The organism is Haladaptatus caseinilyticus, from assembly GCF_026248685.1.
Taxonomy (GTDB): Archaea; Halobacteriota; Halobacteria; order Halobacteriales; family Haladaptataceae; genus Haladaptatus; species Haladaptatus caseinilyticus.
In genome coordinates this window covers 1,204,206-1,219,735 of record NZ_CP111036.1, presented here as the reverse complement: position 1 = coordinate 1,219,735, position 15,530 = coordinate 1,204,206, and the positions used below count along the sequence as shown (strand labels likewise).

The window sequence follows — 15,530 nt, the reverse complement described above, 5'->3', positions numbered from 1 at the left end:
CGCGAAACGAAACGCTTTACAGTGCAAGTGCGCTACTCGTGAGTACGGGATCGTGGGGTAGCTTGGTATCCTTTCGGCCTTGGGTGCCGATAACCCCGGTTCAAATCCGGGCGATCCCATCCGAATTTTGTCGCGTTCAAAAGCGTCAGAAACACTTCTTCACTGGCAAAACATCGGTTTAAAGGCGGTGCGTCTCCCTCGGCTTGTGACTTCACCGCTCGCTTTGTGAGGCGTTCCGCCCCTCACACCGGTCGTCGCTTGGACTGCTCACTTCGCTCACAGAAGAGTCAGTCGAAACGCAAGCGCGTCTGCAAGTCACCATCGATGCTGGAAAGTTTTCACTTGGTTTCATTCCTCGCACGTCCGAAAATCGAAAGAAAACGCGTTTATTCGGCCTGCTGACTCTGTTCCGTCCCTGTTTCGGTGTCCTCAGTGTTCTCGTTTTCATCCACCGACGGTTGGTCACCCGCCATCATCGATTTGACTTTTCGTTTGGCGGCGAAATATCCGCCGACGGCAACGGCACCGAACACGACTGCACCGAATTTGCCGAATTTTCGATAGCCGAACTTTGCCGCTTTCTTGCCGACCGTCAGTGGTCCGAGCATGGACGATGGATTGGGACGCGGTGGAGAAGGTAGTGGGGTTGCAATCGCAAGGGATTAATATGGTATCATCAATGAGTGGCGGAAATGTGGCTCAAAAACAAATAGAGGGGAGAACGAAATATAAGAGCGGACAGGGAGAACGATAGGTAGCCACCGAGGATAGTATTTGACGATCGATGGAACGATCGGATGGCTTATACTCTATAACTACATAATAGATAATGGAGGATTGTAGTGACACGAAGAGTAAGTGGCAAAGCCATCGGAAGGTGGATGAAGCGCGCCGGGGCACTCAGGAACGTCGCGGCGAAAGACGAAGCGCGAGAAGGAGACTTCCACGGCTCGAAACTCGAACCGGTAACGGGATACGAGCCGAAGCAGGTTTCGATGACCGATTTCGCGGTTGAAACAGGACTGCTACCCGAAGGATACATCGTACAGGTGCTCGAAGCACACGGCGGTGAGCTACGCCAACAGGAACTCATCGCGGAAACCGGGTGGTCGCGTTCGACCGTGAGTAGATTGCTCACGAAGATGGAGTTACGGGGCGAAATCGTTCGCGTTCGTCTCGGCGCAGAAAACGTGGTGTATCTCCCGGGATCGGTACCGACTCTGGCTCGCCAGTCCGAACTCTATGCAGCAGTGACAGCCTGACGAAATTTTGCGAAACTTCTTACGTAATCGGCGACCAAAGGTTGATGAATGGCTCGCGCGGAAAACACGGAACTGGTAGACCGATTCGAGCAGTTCTACCGGCGGTATTACAACGACCAAGTCGGGGAACTCGCCCAGCAATACCCGAACGAAAAGCGGTCGCTGTTTATCGACTGGAACGACCTGTATCGATACGACGCAGATATCGCGGACGACTACCTCGCGCAACCACAACAGTTGCAAGAGTACGCCGAGGAGGCGCTCCGCCTATATGACCTCCCCGTCGATGTGAGCCTTGGACAGGCACACGTCCGTCTTCAGGGCTTACCGGAACACACGGACATCCGCGCGATCCGTGCCCGGCACGTCAATACGATGGTCAGCGTACAGGGTATCGTTCGCAAAGCGACCGGCGTCCGGCCCAAAATTCAGGAAGCTGCCTTCGAATGCCAGCGCTGTGGAACTCTGACGCTCATTCCCCAATCGGGGGGCGATTTTCAGGAGCCACACGAATGTCAAGGCTGCGAGCGACAGGGACCGTTCCGAATCAACTTCGACCAGTCGGAGTTCATCGACTCGCAAAAGCTCCGCGTACAGGAAAGTCCGGAGGGCCTCCGCGGCGGCGAGACACCCCAGAGTATCGACATCAATATCGAAGACGACATCACCGGCAACGTCTCTCCCGGTGACCACGTGACGGTCACCGGTGTTTTGCATCTCGAACAACAGGGAAGCGGACAGGAGAAATCCGCCGTCTTCGACGTCTACATGGACGGCGTCTCGGTCGTCATCGAGGACGAAGAGTTCGAGGATATGGACATCACGGACGAGGACAAAGAGGAAATCATCGAACTCTCCGACGAACCGGACATCTACGAGCGGATGGTTGATTCCATCGCACCGGCCATCTACGGCTACGAACAGGAGAAGCTGGCGATGATTCTCCAACTGTTCTCCGGCGTTACCAAACATCTCCCGGACGGGTCGCGGATTCGTGGCGACCTGCACATGCTCCTCATCGGTGACCCCGGTACGGGTAAGTCGCAGATGATATCGTACATCCAGCACATTGCGCCACGGTCCGTCTACACCTCCGGAAAGGGTTCGTCCTCGGCTGGACTGACTGCCGCCGCAGTCCGCGACGACTTCGGCGACGGGCAACAGTGGACGCTGGAAGCGGGTGCGCTGGTGCTTGCGGACAAAGGTATCGCGGCAGTGGACGAGCTGGACAAGATGAACCCGGACGACCGTTCCGCGATGCACGAAGGGCTCGAACAGCAGAAAATCAGCGTGAGCAAAGCCGGAATTAACGCGACGTTAAAATCGCGCTGTTCGCTTCTCGGGGCGGCGAATCCGAAGTACGGACGATTCGACCAATACGAACCCATCGGTGAGCAAATCGACCTCGAACCCGCACTCATCTCGCGATTCGACCTCATCTTCACGGTAACGGACAAACCGGACCCGGACCACGACTCTCGGCTTGCGGAACACATCCTTCAGACAAACTTCGCCGGAGAGTTGAACACTCAGCGAACGGAAATCAGCGCACCGGATATCACCGAGGAGCAGGTCGAAAGCCAGACGGAGGAGGTCGCACCGGCTATCGATGCCGAGCTCCTGCGCAAGTATATCGCCTACGCGAAATCGAACGTTTATCCGACGATGACCGAGGAGGCCCGTGGAGCGATACGGGACTTCTACGTCGACCTGCGCTCGAAGGGTGCTGACGAAGACGCACCGGTACCAGTAACGGCCCGAAAACTGGAGGCACTCGTTCGACTGGCTGAAGCGAGCGCACGGGTTCGACTTTCGGATACAGTCGAACAAAAAGACGCAGACCGCGTCATCGAAATCGTCCGGTCGTGCTTGCAGGATATCGGCGTTGACCCCGAAACGGGGCAGTTCGACGCCGACGTGGTCGAAACGGGAACCTCGAAATCACAACGGGACCGCATCAAAAATATCAAACAACTCATCGCAGATATCGAGGAAGAGTACGACGAAGGTGCTCCCGTTGAAGTCGTCCTCGACAGAGCGGACGAAATCGGCATGGATCCTTCGAAAGCTGAGCACGAAATTGATAAGCTAAAACAGAAGGGAGAGGTGTACGAGCCCTCCACCGACCATCTTCGAACGACCTGATATGGACCGGATTTCTGCACTTCGGAACATCGAGGATGCCCTCTCCTCATTCGAATCGGGGGAGAGTGACTTACGTACGACCGAACGGCGAGTACTGGCCGTACTCCGGACCTACGCAACCGAATTCGAGAGCGACCGTGACTTATCAGCGTATCGAGCGCATGGTGACGACCGAGCAGATGGTATCGTCGTCGTTGCTGAATCGAAAGAGGCGGCGCGAAGACGAGTTCACGAACTGCTCGATGAGAGTGATATTGATTTCACGATAGACACTCCGTAGAACCTGTCAGAATTTGAAATATGGAAAAATAAATAAACATGGTCTGACAATAGAAGAGACGTAGAATCGCGTGTGCAGGTGTGTCAAATGCGACAGTATCGACAAAAGTACAGGTACTTATCGATCCCATAATAATGCAGGTTGCCGGATGATACACACTGGATGGCACAGGATGGATCTCACGGAGAGCGAACGCGGTATCGTCGGGAACGATCACCGATGAGTGGTCTCCCAGCGGATTTGAACGACGAATCCAACGTCCTTGTTCTTGCCCCATCGATGAGTCCGGAGACCGACGAAAGGTGCATCGATTTGCTCACGCAAGCACCGTCAGAACAGGAGAACGTTCTCTGGGTCACGTTTACGCGCTCACCGGACGGTTGTCTGCAAGATTGGACCTCACACGCTAGCGGGCGTCCGGCGAACCTTCGTTTTCTCAGCGTTGGGGAGACTGTTCGATCCGTGACCGCTTCGACACCGACACGCAAAAGCTCAAACGATGCCGTCGTCGATACACTCTCCAATCCAGGGGATCTGACGGGACTTGGAATCAAAATCAGTGAGATACTCCAGCAATGGCACGGAAACGGCTATGAAACCGTCGCGTGTTTTCATTCGCTCACCGCCCTGCTTCAGTACTCAGATGTCCAGACAGTATACAAATTCCTTCACGTGCTTACCGGTCGCTTTGCAACCGTGGGCGTCAATGCCCACTTCCATCTCGATCCTAACGCACACGATTCCCAAACCATCAACACGCTCAAAACGCTGTTCGACGCCGTTGCGGAGTTCGACGATGGGGAATGGTCGGTCAGGACACGGTGAGATGATTTTACATTAACGTAGAGGTGAACGCACTGATATGCTACTGGTAATTACGTACTCTCGCCCTGCTCGGCAGACGCTCCGAAACGTCTGCACGAGCTATGAGAACTGTGTCGTCCGCCGGTTCGGACGTGCTGTTTTGTTTCGAAGCACGGAGTTGGGTGCATTTCTTGCACTTCGACTCCAGGAAAAACACGGTTCCGACGTACAGATCGAACGCACCACACCGCTGAACGAGTTTCGGGACGTTCCGAAATCAGTTCGAAACGCCGCGAACGAGTACGAAAACCGCGAGCATCCGAGCACTCCGTACGACAAGTTCGCGATTGGAACCACCCATCCGTCGCCAACTGCCATGCGCGACGAAGAACTGTAACGCGTCGAAGACAGGTGTTCGGAAAGGATGAACGTTCGAATCGAAGGTGAAACACTGTCGGGACGCGCTATCGACCTCTCCGATCGGTCAGTGACACCGGAGATGATTCTCGCAGCCTTCAGAAACGATGTTGAAACGTCGGTCGGTTCAGTTACCATCGACTGTCCGGAACCCGAACCGGTCCACGACCACATCGGTTGTATCGAACCCGAGATGTCGATCAATGTTCGGTCGGCGGTAGCTGACGCCGCACGTTCCAGAAACCGAACCGCACCGCAGGACGAGGAGATAGCATCACTCGCACGCAAACTGGAGTCGTTCGACGTGCCGGAGGTTTCGCTCCGAGCAGAACGGAAGCGGGTGATGGAGACGAGTGGTTCGGAGACGAAACTTCGGGAGCGAGTCGCATCACTTCGAGGCCGAGTCCGGGCGGTAAAGGAATCCGAACGGGACGTCGAACCCGCCGAATCGGAGCTTCGAGCGGCAACGCGAAAGCTGTCCGAGGTCGAGACAGAACGAATCGCCGCCGAGCAAGCGCTCGAACATGCACGAAAACGACAACGTTCGGCTCGGGACGAACGAGCGAAGCGACTGCGTCTCCGCGACCGGAAGGCGAACCTCGAACGGAGTGCTCGTCGGCAACTTACACAGCAGATACACGAATCGTTCGTCGATGCGGTTAGGACAGTACCGGGAAGGGGGCGAGTAACCGGTCCGGGAACGTTCGAAGGAGAGTCGGTGACTGCGGCACTGGCGGTCGCACGAATCGCTAGCCTTCGTGCACCAATCGTGTTGGCGTGTGATCGGTTCGAGACGGCGAAATCAGCAAGCAACTGTCTCGGTGCTCCCGTGCTACAGGTTTAAGTCCGAAGACGAGTCCAACCCGGAGCATGGTGACGCTACGCTGGACGACGGATGAACACTCCCACGGGCACAAGACCGTCACGCTGGTCGAGCTGGTGATCGAAAATTCGAGCGAAATACCGATTCGGCTACGGATCGCAAACCAGCTCGACGGAGCGGTGTGGCCGCCCCGAGTTGAAGGCGTTCCGGAAGTAGGGTGGGATGATGGTGGGTACGAGGGCGTCGTCGATGCGGGCGAACGGCGAGCGCTCGGCTATGCGAGTCCGGCAAAACAGCTCGGACCGGACACGGTGCCCGTCGAAATCGTCTGGACCGAACGAGCGGCGAAACCACAGAAACCGGCACAGTCCGGCGATGTTGGTCTCGATGCTGGAGACGGTTCTCTTTCGATTCGGCCGACGACAGACGGAGTTATCCGGTCACTAGGGGACTCCCGTCCACCGTCCGATGCCGTTCCGCTTCCGGTCGCTTTCGAGCTACCGGAAAACGTCGAATCGTGGCTGGTCGAAGTGGAAAGCCGGATAGAACGGCACGACATACGCGATACGGACAGACGAGCACTTCGTGCAGCTGCTGACCAAGCGTCTGACCTGCTCGAACGTGCCGAAACCGCTCACGAAGCGACCAAGACGAGTGGAGGAAACACGTGATTCTGGCCGTCACGGGTGGGAAGGGCGGGGTCGGGAAATCGACCGTGGCGTTGAATCTCGGACGAGAGCTCGGTGGCGTCGTCGTCGATGCGGATCTCGCGATGGCAGACTTGCCGCCAGCACACGGCCCGAATTTACACGATGTGCTTGCCGGACGAGCGGAGCCACTCGAAGCGGTTTCCCACGCTGGGGGAGTCAGTTTGCTCGCTTGTGGTCGCACGCTCGCCGGTGCACGAGCGTGCGACCTGACGACGTTCGTAGAAACGGTCGAACGATTAGCAGACGAATACGAACACGTGATTATCGACTGCCCGGCAGGGATGGCCGCCGATGCAGGACTTCCGCTTGTCGTTGCGAACGTGTGTGTGATCGTCACCGTTCCACGGCGGTTCGCGCTGGCAGATGCGGTTCGAACCAGAGCGTTGGCTCGCCAACTGGATGCGGGGCTCCTCCGAGTTGTCCTGAACCGAACGGGAGCCGATCCGCCGATCGATACCGTCGAGCAGACGCTCGGTGCTCCGGTAACGACGATGCCGGAGTCGAAGACGCTTGCACGCGCACAGCGACACGGTCGGCCTGTCGCAACGATCGCACCGGAGAGCAAGTCAGCAGAACAGTTTGCGGAGCTCGGCCGTGTAGTTCACCGTTGTAGGTCGTGATAGGTCGAACGGAGCGTAACAGGAGTTACATCGGCTACGTCGGCCGTTTCGCGTTGGGTCACCTTCTCGTTACACTCGGAAGCGGCGGCGTAGAGACAAGCCGCTGCCACGCCACTCGGATTGCGACCGCTGACGATATTTTGCGTTTCTGCCTGCGTCACGAACGCTTTCGCTTGCCGCTCGACCGACATCGAAAGGCCGAGTTGGCTCGCGAATCGAGGGAGATACTCGCGGGGGTCGATCGGCCCTATCGGAAGGCCGAGTTCGGAATTCAAGGCATCGTAGGCGACTATCAGTTCGTTTCGGTCGGCGCGGGCTTTCTCTACAACTTCCTCCAGCGTCCGGGCGACGGTAGCCGTTCGGCACGTCGCGTACACCGCCGCCGCGGCGAATCCTTCCAACGAACGACCACGGAGCAGGTCTTCACTCTGTGCGGATTCGAACAGCACGCAGGCTTGGTCGCGCACGTTCACGGGGAGTTGGAGTGCGCCGACGAGTCGGCGGATTTCCGTGAACCCGTACACACGATTTCGCTCGGACTTGGAGGAGATCCGTGCACGGTTGTGCTGACGGCGCATACGCATCACCTGTCGTCGTTTACGACCGGTCAATCGAACCGAGCTGTCCCGGTAGCCGATCTCAGTCGAGAGGCCACGGTCGTGCCGCGAGCGCGTGAGGGGTGCACCGGTCCGCTTTCGATTCGTCTCGTCGTCGGAGAACGAGCGCCACTCCGGACCGCGATCGAGGTTGTCTTCCGCAACGACGAGTCCACATTCGGTGCAGACTGCCTCTGCGCCGCGTTCGCGGACTCGGCTGTAGCATTCGGGACACGTTTCGGCGTGGGTCTCTGTCGTACTCATCACACTGAAAACTTCTCCCGAGATAGTATTTAAACGAGCGCAGAAATCAGGGAAACGACGATGTTCGGCGGGAATAAGCATACCGGTAACCGGTACGCTTGAACTCGAGCGCAATTACCAATTTTGATACCTGTCATAAACATTCAAGTCGGGAGAGAGACAAGAAAGCCACATGGCGCTGTCGGATATTGCGGAGGGGTTGGAGGTGACGACCGAGCAGAGAAACCGCGGTGTCGCAACCGTGGACGATACTGGTCGGAATCTCGGCGAGCAACTGACCGCCTTCGCCAGCGACTTACCCTGCGATGCCGACACGGCGGAGAAAATACTGGAATCGTACTCCGCTGGCATATCTATCGGCGAAACCGCTCGTGAGAGCGGGGTTGCACCGATTACTGCGGCAAAGACGCTCCACCTGCTCAGCGTAGATGGTGTCTCTCCACTTGGACCGATCGGCCACGAGATTATTCGGGATTGGCTCTCGGCCGACCTCTCACGTACGGAAGCACGGACGCTAACCGGCGCGAATGAAACTGAATTTGCGTTGGCTACGTTCATCGAAACGCATGAACCGATAGCAGGGTCGGCAGAAGTGGTGGAAAGTGTGTTGACACCCGGTGGCGATGCGGCGGTCGAAAAGCGGGACGCACTGGCTGAGACGATGAGCGACGTCGGCGATCTGTTCTAACGTATTTTCGGGGGAACGAAGCGGGTTGAGAAGCACGCACGGAGAGTTCAAGGGTTACCGATCAGTTGAACCCACGACTACGGGAGTGATTCCGGTAAATAGTCGTCCGGATCGATATCGAACAGGCCCTCCTCCGGAAAATCGATAGCAAGTGTGGTGTCGAAAACGGTTTCAGCGGCGGTAGCGATAGCAGGCGAAAACGACGTATCGAGGTCGGGGACGCTCGAAGGTACGTCCTCAGCGGCAGTAGCGTCCGTCGGAATCGCCAACGCATCTCCCAATGGATGCTCACCATCCACGCGATTGACGATGACGGAATCCGCATTCGTTCCGAGGTCGACAAGGCGACCACGCATCCCTTGAGCCGCATCCGAACCACTACGGGAAGCAGGTGCGACAAGTGCGATGGAATCGACGGCGTTCACCGCCGCAACAGACTGATTCGCTGCGACCGGCGGTGTATCCACGAGAACGTGGTCGAACTGATTCGACAGGATCTCGATGAGCGTTTCGAATCGCTGGACCGCATCAACTCCTTTTGCGCGTGCTAATCGCTCGAAGGGTGCGTATGTCGGGCAGAGCGCGAGTCGTCCAGGTGTTTCGACAGGATGGTCGATGAGCGCATCAGTGAGTCCGTTCGCAAGATCGTTCTCGTCGGTCAACAGCGTGGTAAGGTCAGTATCGATGCGACCGGGTGCATGGTGGGCCAAGCCCTGCGTCGCGAACGCGGCATCCAAAATAACCACGTCGCGGCCGGTGTGTGTGAGGATGGCACCGAGTTCGACACAGAGGCGTGTCGTTCCGGCCCCGCCAGTTACGCCGACGAGTGCAGCAGTTCGTTTCACAGTTCTACAGCGGAATAGATTCGCACTAGTATAAAAATCCGAGGCTTATCGAGCGTCGCGGATGTCGGCTGCGATCTCGTCTAACTCTTCATCGGAGAGATCCGGCGTACGTCCGGCGATGGCGTGAATCGGGTTGCCACCGTCATCGTCGAATCGTGGAATGATATGTCCATGGACGTGCGGAACTTCCTGTCCCGACGCCTCACCGTTGTTGAACGCGACGTTGCTCGCGTCGGCAGCAACCGCATCCTCGACGACGGGCGTGAGGCGGTGGAGCGCCGAGAACAGGTCGGTTGCAGCGTCTTCGGGGAGGTCGGCAAGCGTCTCGTAATGGTGTTTCGGAATGACGAGCGTATGCCCCGGCGCGAGAGGGTTCACGTCGAGAAACGCGAACACGCTGTCGTCTTCGTAGACGGTCTTACTCGGAATGTCGCCTGCCACGATTTGACAGAAGATGCAGTTTTCGGGCATATCTCTCTAGTTGTGAGACGGTGTGATGAAAGTTGAGGCTTCGTGGAACCGTCGAGCGATTCAGTCCCGGAGTTGGAGCAACTGCTGACGCCGCGATTCGATATCGAAGTTCGGTTCGAGTTCCGAATCCGCCGCGAGTCTGTCGAGGGCAAGAAGCGGGTCGATACCGGCCGCCTCGACCCGGTCGAGGAGAGCGTCGATACGCTGTCGATGGAGTGCAAGCGACGAAAGGAGTGCGGTTGCGAGAATCATTGCTGCTGCGACGTCTCGGTCCTCGGGAAGTGTGCTACTTATTCGCGTAAAGTCGGCGAGTTCCGCTTCCACGTCTTCCGTTGGGTCGAGATGAAGGCAATGTGGACAGAGGAGCACTGAAGCCGGTTCACTCGGCACGTATTCGCGGAGTTCGGATGGAACGGTGAATGGAAGCCGTTCGTCCCCACATTCTGGACACGTCATAATTGAAAGGAGAACTGCAATCCTCAAAAGATTACCAGTTTTAATTTTTACATTACTGCGTCGGCGGGGGTGTCTTCGTGTTGTCCTTGCCTTCCTCAGTCACGTTGATCGGAATTCCACTTTCGCTGTTTTCTCCGAATCCAGCGCTCAAGACGCGAGTCAAGGCATCCTCGACGCTCTCATCGGTTTCCGTGAACTGGTCGGGTTCGACCTCCACGACGAATCCAGTCGTAATGTTCGGTGCAGTCGGCAAAAAGAGGAGTTCCCGACCGTCGTCGGTCGTCTTTCCGGTTTTGAACGCCGTCATCCGCATTCCGTTCCACGTCTCGATTTTGACCGGTTTCTGCAGTTGGTTGGTGTCGGAAAGTGCGGTTTCGGCGGCCATTTTGGACGCGTTGTAGACGATTCGGAGGCCGGGCAGTTGGTTCATCGCTCCGTCGATGGCGTTTTCAACGATTCCACCGACGGTCGTCCGCATGAGATATCCCACGCTGAGCACGAGCATCGAAAACACCGTGAGGACGATACCGACACGAATGAGGCTACCGGGTATCGTTATGAACCCTCCCAGAATCGTGTAGTTCGGAAGTTTGACCAGGAACGGAAGCCCAGCGATTTTGAGGAACATCCACGCCACGATATACGCGGTGACCAGTAAGGGGGCAAGAACGATGAGACCGCTGCCAGCGTCACGCTTCCACGAAGACATTTGTGTGTAGCATACGAGTGCAGGAATATAAACCAGTTGCAACGTTCGCGTTATCTACCGAGCACTGCACGGGCCGCAAACAGCAGGTTCTCCTTCCGTTCCATCACACGACGGTAGAAGTACGACATCCATTTACCGCCGTACGGAACGTACTGCCAAACCTCGTACTCCTCCGCGAGTTCGTATTGGGCGTCTTCGCGGACACCCATCAACATCTGGATTTCGAAGTCGGTGCCGTACTCCTCGTGGAGTTCTTTGGCATATTCGATCATCGCTGGGTCGTGGCTGCCGACTGCGATGCCGCCCTCGAACTCCTGAAACATGAATTCGAGATATTCACGATAGACGGCGTTGACCTTCTCCTTTTGTTTGTACGCGATATCCTCGAGTTCGTCGTAGGCGCCCTTCACCAGTCGCACTTTCCCAGGAAGGTCTGCGAGTCGTTCGAGGTCGTCCGCCGTCCGCTTTAGGTTCGCTTGGAGACAGACACCGATGCCACCGTCGTGCTCGCGAGTCAGTTGTTCGAATACGTCGAGGGTTGCGTCCGTCGTCTCGTGGTCTTCCATATCGATCCAGACGAACGTGTCTTCGGCGGCGTCCGCGATGCGTTCCATATTTTCGCGGAAAACGTGCGTGCCGATATCGAGGCCGACTTGCGATGGCTTGACCGAAACACATGCAGAAAGATCAGAACGGTCGATGTCTTCGAGCAATCGGACGTACACCTCGGCGTCTTCGTCCGCCGGTTTCCGGTCATGGTAATGTTCGCCGAGCAGATTGAGAATGACGCTGACGTTCCGCTGATTCAGCTCCTGCGTGTACTCCAACGCCTCCGCCGGTGTTTCACCAGCGACGAACCGACTGGCAATCGGTGGTATCATACTCCGGGGTTTGCACCCCCATGCCTTATGATTATATATACCAGCGCCAGACCGTCGGGTCTTAAGACCCGGGGAGTTTCTGTCTCGATATGGACATTCTCGGTGTGGACGTTTTCGAAGCCGTTGTCGTCGCGGTGTGGGCGATGTTGCCCGCGTACGTGCCGAACAACGTCGCGGTGCTTGCGGGCGGTGGCGCACCCATCGACGGGGGTCGGACGTGGAACGGAGAACGAATCCTTGGGGACGGGAAAACCTGGCGTGGGACCGTCGCAGGCGTCGCCGCGGGAGCGGTGCTCGCACTTGGGTTAAACGCAATCAACGGGCCGAATGCAAGTATCTTCGGCGCTCGACTTCCCGACCCCTTCCCCGCAGTCGTCATCGTCGCGATGCCGCTCGGTGCGATGCTCGGTGATATGGGGGCGTCGTTCCTGAAGCGTCGAACCGGACGACAGCGTGGCGCGGCGTTTCCCGGCGTCGACCAGTTGGATTTCGTCGTGATGGCGCTCCTGCTCACGTCGCTTTCCGCGCCGGGGTGGACGTTACGGACGTTCACCCTTCCGGTGCTCACCGTGGTCGTCGTCGTCACGCCGTTCTTACATCTCGTGACGAACATGGCCGCATACATGGTCGGGTTGAAAAACGAACCGTGGTAACGACCGCGATAAACTACTTTTAAACCCGTTCCCCGCCCGTTGTCGCACATGGCGAATCAGGAACTCATCGAAGCCCTTCGGGCGGCGGACGCCGTTCAGTACGGCGAATTCGAGCTCTCGCACGGCGGAACGAGCAACTACTACGTTGACAAATATCTGTTCGAGACGGACCCTCACTGTCTCGAACTCATCGCCGAGGCGTTCGCCGAGCGACTGGGGGATACGAAACTCGCGGGCGTCGCCCTCGGTGCCGTCCCACTCGTCGCAGTCACCAGCGTCGAGACGGGCAACCCCTACGTCATCGCACGAAAGCAGAAAAAGGAGTACGGGACCGCGAACCTCGTCGAAGGGAGGCTGGAGGCGGGAGAAGAGGTCATCGTTCTCGAAGACATCGTAACGACGGGCCAAAGCGCGGTGGATGCCGTGGAAGCCCTCCGAGACGCGGGTGCAGAAGTGAACAAGATCCTCGTCGTCGTGGATAGGGAGGAAGGTGGCCGCGAAAATCTAGCCGATGCCGATGTCGAGATGGAGGCCCTTCTCTCCGCCTCCGACTTGCTCGAACAGGGCGAATAGCCGGTGAGTCCGTTTTTTGATGGAGCGGTCGTATCGTCGTGAAGTTGGATGGTAGTTCTTTGGCGCGTGAAGGCGACTGTCGGCGAGAAACTCGAAAGCGAAACCGCCACGAGAGACCTCTCGAACTCGCACAAGACATATATACGATTCCACGATTAGTATCGGAACACGCAACACTATGCTAGGTGACTGCTTTACACGCCGGGTTCTCGCCCGTTAATATAGTCACCACCATCATCGTTTTCCCGTCCGCCTCTGACGCCCCCAGCGATGCATTTCCGAGTCGGTTTTGGAATGCGAGTTCGGGTTCGTGTCCGGGTGTCCGTTGCGCACTCGAATGGAGTACGTGGCGGCGTAGAATTTCACTGAATCAACAGTCACAACCATGAATCATCGATCACAGCCAGCAGTCGTCGTATCGCTTCCGGACGGATCGAGTCGCGAGTTCAGCCGCCCAGTTTCGGTAGAGGAGGTCGCCTACGAGATCGGACCGGGTCTCGGAAACGACTGCGTCGCCGGAATCGTGGACGGCGACCTCGTCGCACCAGAATATCGAATCGAATCGAACGCAAACCTTCGGATCGTCACACCGGATTCGGACGAATACGTTCGTGTCTTGCGCCACTCCGCGGCGCACGTACTCGCGCAAGCAGTGCTTCGCCGCTTTCCGGATGCGAAACTGGCTATCGGGCCGCCGACGGACGACGGCTTTTACTACGATTTCGATGGCGTCGAACTCGACGGAGACGATCTCGCCGTAATCGAAGCCGAGATGCGCGATATCGTGGTTGAGGATTACGATATCGTCCGGGAAGAAGTCGCCCCTGACGATGCGCGTGAACGACTTGCAGACCAGCCCTACAAACGCGAACTGATGACGAAAATCGAGGACGTAGGCGAACCGGTGTCGTTCTATCACCAAGGGGAGTTCGAAGACCTCTGTGCTGGCCCGCACGTCGAGTCAACGGGCGAAATCGGTGCGCTCTCCCTGCTCGAAATCGCCGGGGCGTATTGGCGCGGCGACGAGGACGAGGCGATGCTCACGCGACTCTACGGTACGGCCTTCGACCGCGAGGCGGACTTGGAGGAGTTTCTCGAACGCCGCGAGAAAGCCAAAGAGCGTGACCATCGCAAAATCGGCGCGGAGATGGAACTGTTCTCGGTCCCCGATCACTCGCCGGGATGTGTGCATTTCCACCCGAACGGGATGGCACTCCGGCGAGAGTTGGAAGAGTTCGTCCGCGAGAAAAACGCCGAGTTGGGCTACGAAGAGGTGAAAACGCCCGAACTCAATCACGCCGAGCTGTGGAAGAAGTCGGGGCACTACGAACATTTCACGGAGAAAGGGGAGATGTTCGTATGGGAACAGAACGGCCACGAATACGGTCTCAAGCCGATGAACTGCGCGAATCACGCGCACATTTACGATTACGACCGACGGTCGTATCGTGATCTTCCACTGCGATTCTCGGAGTTCGGCACGTGCTATCGAAACGAACAGTCGGGAGAGCTCTCCGGAATGCTCCGGGTACGCGGGTTCACGCAGGACGACGGTCACGCCTTCGTTCGCCCGGACCAGATTCAGGCAGAAATAGCACGGACGCTCGCCGTCATCCGCGAAATGTACGCCGTCTTCGGACTGGACGTCCTGCTAAAACTGGAGACGAAACCCGACGACGCAATCGGTGACGACGCGCTCTGGGAACGCGCACGTGAGGCCCTTCGAAACGCGCTGGACGACGAAAAACTCGATTACGAAGTCGCAGCGGGAGAAGGCGCGTTTTATGGGCCGAAAATCGCAATCAACGCGAAGGACGCTATCGGACGCGAATGGACGATCGGGACGGTGCAGTTGGATTTCGTCCAACCAGAGCGACTCGGGATCAGCTACATCGGCGAGGACAACGAAGCACACCGTCCCGTGATGATACACCGCGCGCTCCTCGGGTCGCTCGAACGATTCATGGGCGTATGCATCGAGCACTTCGCGGGCAATTTCCCGCTCTGGCTCGCACCGGAACAGATTCGAGTGCTGCCGATTACGGACGACGACGCGGAGTACGCCGAAAGCGTAGCGAACGAATTCGATGAGTTCCGAGTTGAGGTGGACAACCGTGATTGGACGCTCGGGAAAAAGATTCGTGCTGGGCACGACGACCACGTTCCGTATATGCTCATCGTCGGTAGTGACGAAGCGGAGTCGGGTACGATATCGGTCCGCGATAGAAAGGAGCGACAGCACGGTAATATCGAACTGGCGGCGTTCCGGATTCATCTCGAAGAGGAGTGCGGAGAGAAGAGACAACAACCGGATTTCCTCGACTAAAACGTCG

General features: G+C 57.4%; 19 protein-coding genes and 1 tRNA gene. 13 read left to right on the top strand and 7 right to left on the bottom strand.

Annotated features, from left to right (window positions below; translation table 11 throughout):
• Positions 1-46 precede the first annotated feature (46 nt).
• Positions 47-119, top strand: a tRNA-Pro gene (locus OOF89_RS06755).
• 267 nt (positions 120-386) lie between these two features.
• Here OOF89_RS06755 and OOF89_RS06750 read toward each other — a convergent pair.
• Positions 387-608 carry a hypothetical protein gene (locus tag OOF89_RS06750; RefSeq protein ID WP_266079516.1) on the bottom strand — a complete coding sequence of 74 codons (222 nt, stop codon included), beginning with the start codon at positions 606-608 and terminating at the stop codon, positions 387-389.
• Positions 609-842: 234 nt separating this feature from the next.
• Here OOF89_RS06750 and OOF89_RS06745 point away from each other — a divergent pair, with 234 nt between their 5' ends.
• The 8 genes from OOF89_RS06745 to OOF89_RS06710 all read left to right on the top strand — a co-directional run bounded on the left by OOF89_RS06745 (position 843) and on the right by OOF89_RS06710 (position 7,061).
• Positions 843-1,262, top strand: coding sequence for a helix-turn-helix transcriptional regulator (locus tag OOF89_RS06745; RefSeq protein WP_266079514.1), 420 nt, complete (start codon positions 843-845; stop codon positions 1,260-1,262).
• A gap of 48 nt (positions 1,263-1,310) precedes the next feature.
• On the top strand, positions 1,311-3,407 hold the full coding sequence (locus OOF89_RS06740; protein ID WP_266079512.1) for a minichromosome maintenance protein MCM: 2,097 nt from the start codon (positions 1,311-1,313) through the stop codon (positions 3,405-3,407).
• Between the two features lies 1 nt (position 3,408).
• Positions 3,409-3,687, top strand: coding sequence for a DUF7854 family protein (locus OOF89_RS06735; protein ID WP_266079510.1), 279 nt, complete (start codon positions 3,409-3,411; stop codon positions 3,685-3,687).
• 219 nt (positions 3,688-3,906) lie between these two features.
• The gene (locus OOF89_RS06730) at positions 3,907-4,512 is read left to right on the top strand and encodes a DUF7504 family protein (protein WP_266079509.1); all 606 of its coding nucleotides are present in this window, start codon (positions 3,907-3,909) and stop codon (positions 4,510-4,512) included.
• Between the two features lie 37 nt (positions 4,513-4,549).
• Positions 4,550-4,888 carry a DUF7855 family protein gene (locus OOF89_RS06725; protein WP_266079508.1) on the top strand — a complete coding sequence of 113 codons (339 nt, stop codon included), beginning with the start codon at positions 4,550-4,552 and terminating at the stop codon, positions 4,886-4,888.
• A 27-nt stretch (positions 4,889-4,915) separates the two neighbouring features.
• Complete coding sequence (locus tag OOF89_RS06720; RefSeq protein WP_266079506.1) at positions 4,916-5,752, top strand: DUF7856 family protein; 837 nt, start codon at positions 4,916-4,918, stop codon at positions 5,750-5,752.
• 26 nt (positions 5,753-5,778) lie between these two features.
• The gene (locus tag OOF89_RS06715; protein WP_266079504.1) at positions 5,779-6,402 is read left to right on the top strand and encodes a DUF7857 domain-containing protein; all 624 of its coding nucleotides are present in this window, start codon (positions 5,779-5,781) and stop codon (positions 6,400-6,402) included.
• Entirely contained in the window at positions 6,399-7,061 is a 663-nt protein-coding gene (locus OOF89_RS06710; protein WP_266079502.1) for a MinD/ParA family ATP-binding protein, read from the top strand. The genes OOF89_RS06715 and OOF89_RS06710 overlap by 4 nt, the downstream gene beginning before the upstream one ends.
• Here the strand turns inward: OOF89_RS06710 and OOF89_RS06705 are convergent.
• Entirely contained in the window at positions 7,043-7,921 is an 879-nt protein-coding gene (locus tag OOF89_RS06705) for a transcription initiation factor IIB (protein ID WP_266079501.1), read from the bottom strand. The two genes, OOF89_RS06710 and OOF89_RS06705, sit on opposite strands and share 19 nt — an antisense overlap.
• 172 nt (positions 7,922-8,093) lie before the next feature.
• On the opposite strand from OOF89_RS06705, the gene OOF89_RS06700 reads away from it, so the two are divergent.
• Positions 8,094-8,609: a DUF7858 family protein gene (locus tag OOF89_RS06700; protein ID WP_266079499.1), complete on the top strand. Its 516-nt coding sequence runs from the start codon at positions 8,094-8,096 to the stop codon at positions 8,607-8,609.
• Positions 8,610-8,686: 77 nt separating this feature from the next.
• On the opposite strand, the gene OOF89_RS06695 is transcribed toward OOF89_RS06700, so the two are convergent.
• From OOF89_RS06695 to OOF89_RS06675, 5 genes are read right to left on the bottom strand one after another with little or no spacing between them, the layout of a single operon-like run.
• A complete protein-coding gene (locus tag OOF89_RS06695) occupies positions 8,687-9,454 on the bottom strand; it encodes an AAA family ATPase (RefSeq protein WP_266079497.1) in 768 nt (255 codons plus the stop codon).
• Positions 9,455-9,499: 45 nt separating this feature from the next.
• Positions 9,500-9,925, bottom strand: coding sequence for an HIT family protein (locus OOF89_RS06690; RefSeq protein ID WP_266079495.1), 426 nt, complete (start codon positions 9,923-9,925; stop codon positions 9,500-9,502).
• A gap of 60 nt (positions 9,926-9,985) precedes the next feature.
• Positions 9,986-10,381, bottom strand: a complete 396-nt coding sequence (locus tag OOF89_RS06685) for a DUF6276 family protein (RefSeq protein WP_266079493.1) — start codon at positions 10,379-10,381, stop codon at positions 9,986-9,988.
• Positions 10,382-10,433: 52 nt separating this feature from the next.
• Entirely contained in the window at positions 10,434-11,090 is a 657-nt protein-coding gene (locus OOF89_RS06680; protein WP_266079491.1) for a DUF502 domain-containing protein, read from the bottom strand.
• Positions 11,091-11,140: 50 nt separating this feature from the next.
• Complete coding sequence (locus OOF89_RS06675) at positions 11,141-11,971, bottom strand: proline dehydrogenase family protein (RefSeq protein WP_266079489.1); 831 nt, start codon at positions 11,969-11,971, stop codon at positions 11,141-11,143.
• Between the two features lie 89 nt (positions 11,972-12,060).
• Between OOF89_RS06675 and OOF89_RS06670 the strand changes: the two genes are divergently transcribed.
• From OOF89_RS06670 to thrS, 3 genes are all read left to right on the top strand, one after another.
• Entirely contained in the window at positions 12,061-12,624 is a 564-nt protein-coding gene (locus tag OOF89_RS06670) for a CDP-2,3-bis-(O-geranylgeranyl)-sn-glycerol synthase (RefSeq protein ID WP_407661595.1), read from the top strand.
• Between the two features lie 48 nt (positions 12,625-12,672).
• Positions 12,673-13,197 carry an orotate phosphoribosyltransferase gene (gene pyrE, locus OOF89_RS06665; RefSeq protein WP_266079487.1) on the top strand — a complete coding sequence of 175 codons (525 nt, stop codon included), beginning with the start codon at positions 12,673-12,675 and terminating at the stop codon, positions 13,195-13,197.
• A gap of 385 nt (positions 13,198-13,582) precedes the next feature.
• Positions 13,583-15,523 carry a threonine--tRNA ligase gene (thrS, locus tag OOF89_RS06660; protein WP_266079485.1) on the top strand — a complete coding sequence of 647 codons (1,941 nt, stop codon included), beginning with the start codon at positions 13,583-13,585 and terminating at the stop codon, positions 15,521-15,523.
• The last annotated feature ends 7 nt before the right edge of the window (positions 15,524-15,530 follow it).

Bases quoted from the DNA above. Each gene is read 5' to 3' on its own strand.
- OOF89_RS06750 (WP_266079516.1), bottom strand. From the start codon at position 608: ATGCTCGGACCACTGACGGTCGGCAAGAAAGCGGCAAAGTTCGGCTAT.
- OOF89_RS06740 (WP_266079512.1), top strand. From the start codon at position 1,311: ATGGCTCGCGCGGAAAACACGGAACTGGTAGACCGATTCGAGCAGTTC.
- OOF89_RS06735 (WP_266079510.1), top strand. From the start codon at position 3,409: ATGGACCGGATTTCTGCACTTCGGAACATCGAGGATGCCCTCTCCTCA.
- OOF89_RS06730 (WP_266079509.1), top strand. From the start codon at position 3,907: ATGAGTGGTCTCCCAGCGGATTTGAACGACGAATCCAACGTCCTTGTT.
- OOF89_RS06725 (WP_266079508.1), top strand. From the start codon at position 4,550: ATGCTACTGGTAATTACGTACTCTCGCCCTGCTCGGCAGACGCTCCGA.
- OOF89_RS06720 (WP_266079506.1), top strand. From the start codon at position 4,916: ATGAACGTTCGAATCGAAGGTGAAACACTGTCGGGACGCGCTATCGAC.
- OOF89_RS06715 (WP_266079504.1), top strand. From the start codon at position 5,779: ATGGTGACGCTACGCTGGACGACGGATGAACACTCCCACGGGCACAAG.
- OOF89_RS06705 (WP_266079501.1), bottom strand. From the start codon at position 7,921: ATGAGTACGACAGAGACCCACGCCGAAACGTGTCCCGAATGCTACAGC.
- OOF89_RS06700 (WP_266079499.1), top strand. From the start codon at position 8,094: ATGGCGCTGTCGGATATTGCGGAGGGGTTGGAGGTGACGACCGAGCAG.
- OOF89_RS06690 (WP_266079495.1), bottom strand. From the start codon at position 9,925: ATGCCCGAAAACTGCATCTTCTGTCAAATCGTGGCAGGCGACATTCCG.
- OOF89_RS06685 (WP_266079493.1), bottom strand. From the start codon at position 10,381: ATGACGTGTCCAGAATGTGGGGACGAACGGCTTCCATTCACCGTTCCA.
- OOF89_RS06680 (WP_266079491.1), bottom strand. From the start codon at position 11,090: ATGTCTTCGTGGAAGCGTGACGCTGGCAGCGGTCTCATCGTTCTTGCC.
- OOF89_RS06675 (WP_266079489.1), bottom strand. From the start codon at position 11,971: ATGATACCACCGATTGCCAGTCGGTTCGTCGCTGGTGAAACACCGGCG.
- OOF89_RS06670 (WP_407661595.1), top strand. From the start codon at position 12,061: ATGGACATTCTCGGTGTGGACGTTTTCGAAGCCGTTGTCGTCGCGGTG.
- pyrE (WP_266079487.1), top strand. From the start codon at position 12,673: ATGGCGAATCAGGAACTCATCGAAGCCCTTCGGGCGGCGGACGCCGTT.
- thrS (WP_266079485.1), top strand. From the start codon at position 13,583: ATGAATCATCGATCACAGCCAGCAGTCGTCGTATCGCTTCCGGACGGA.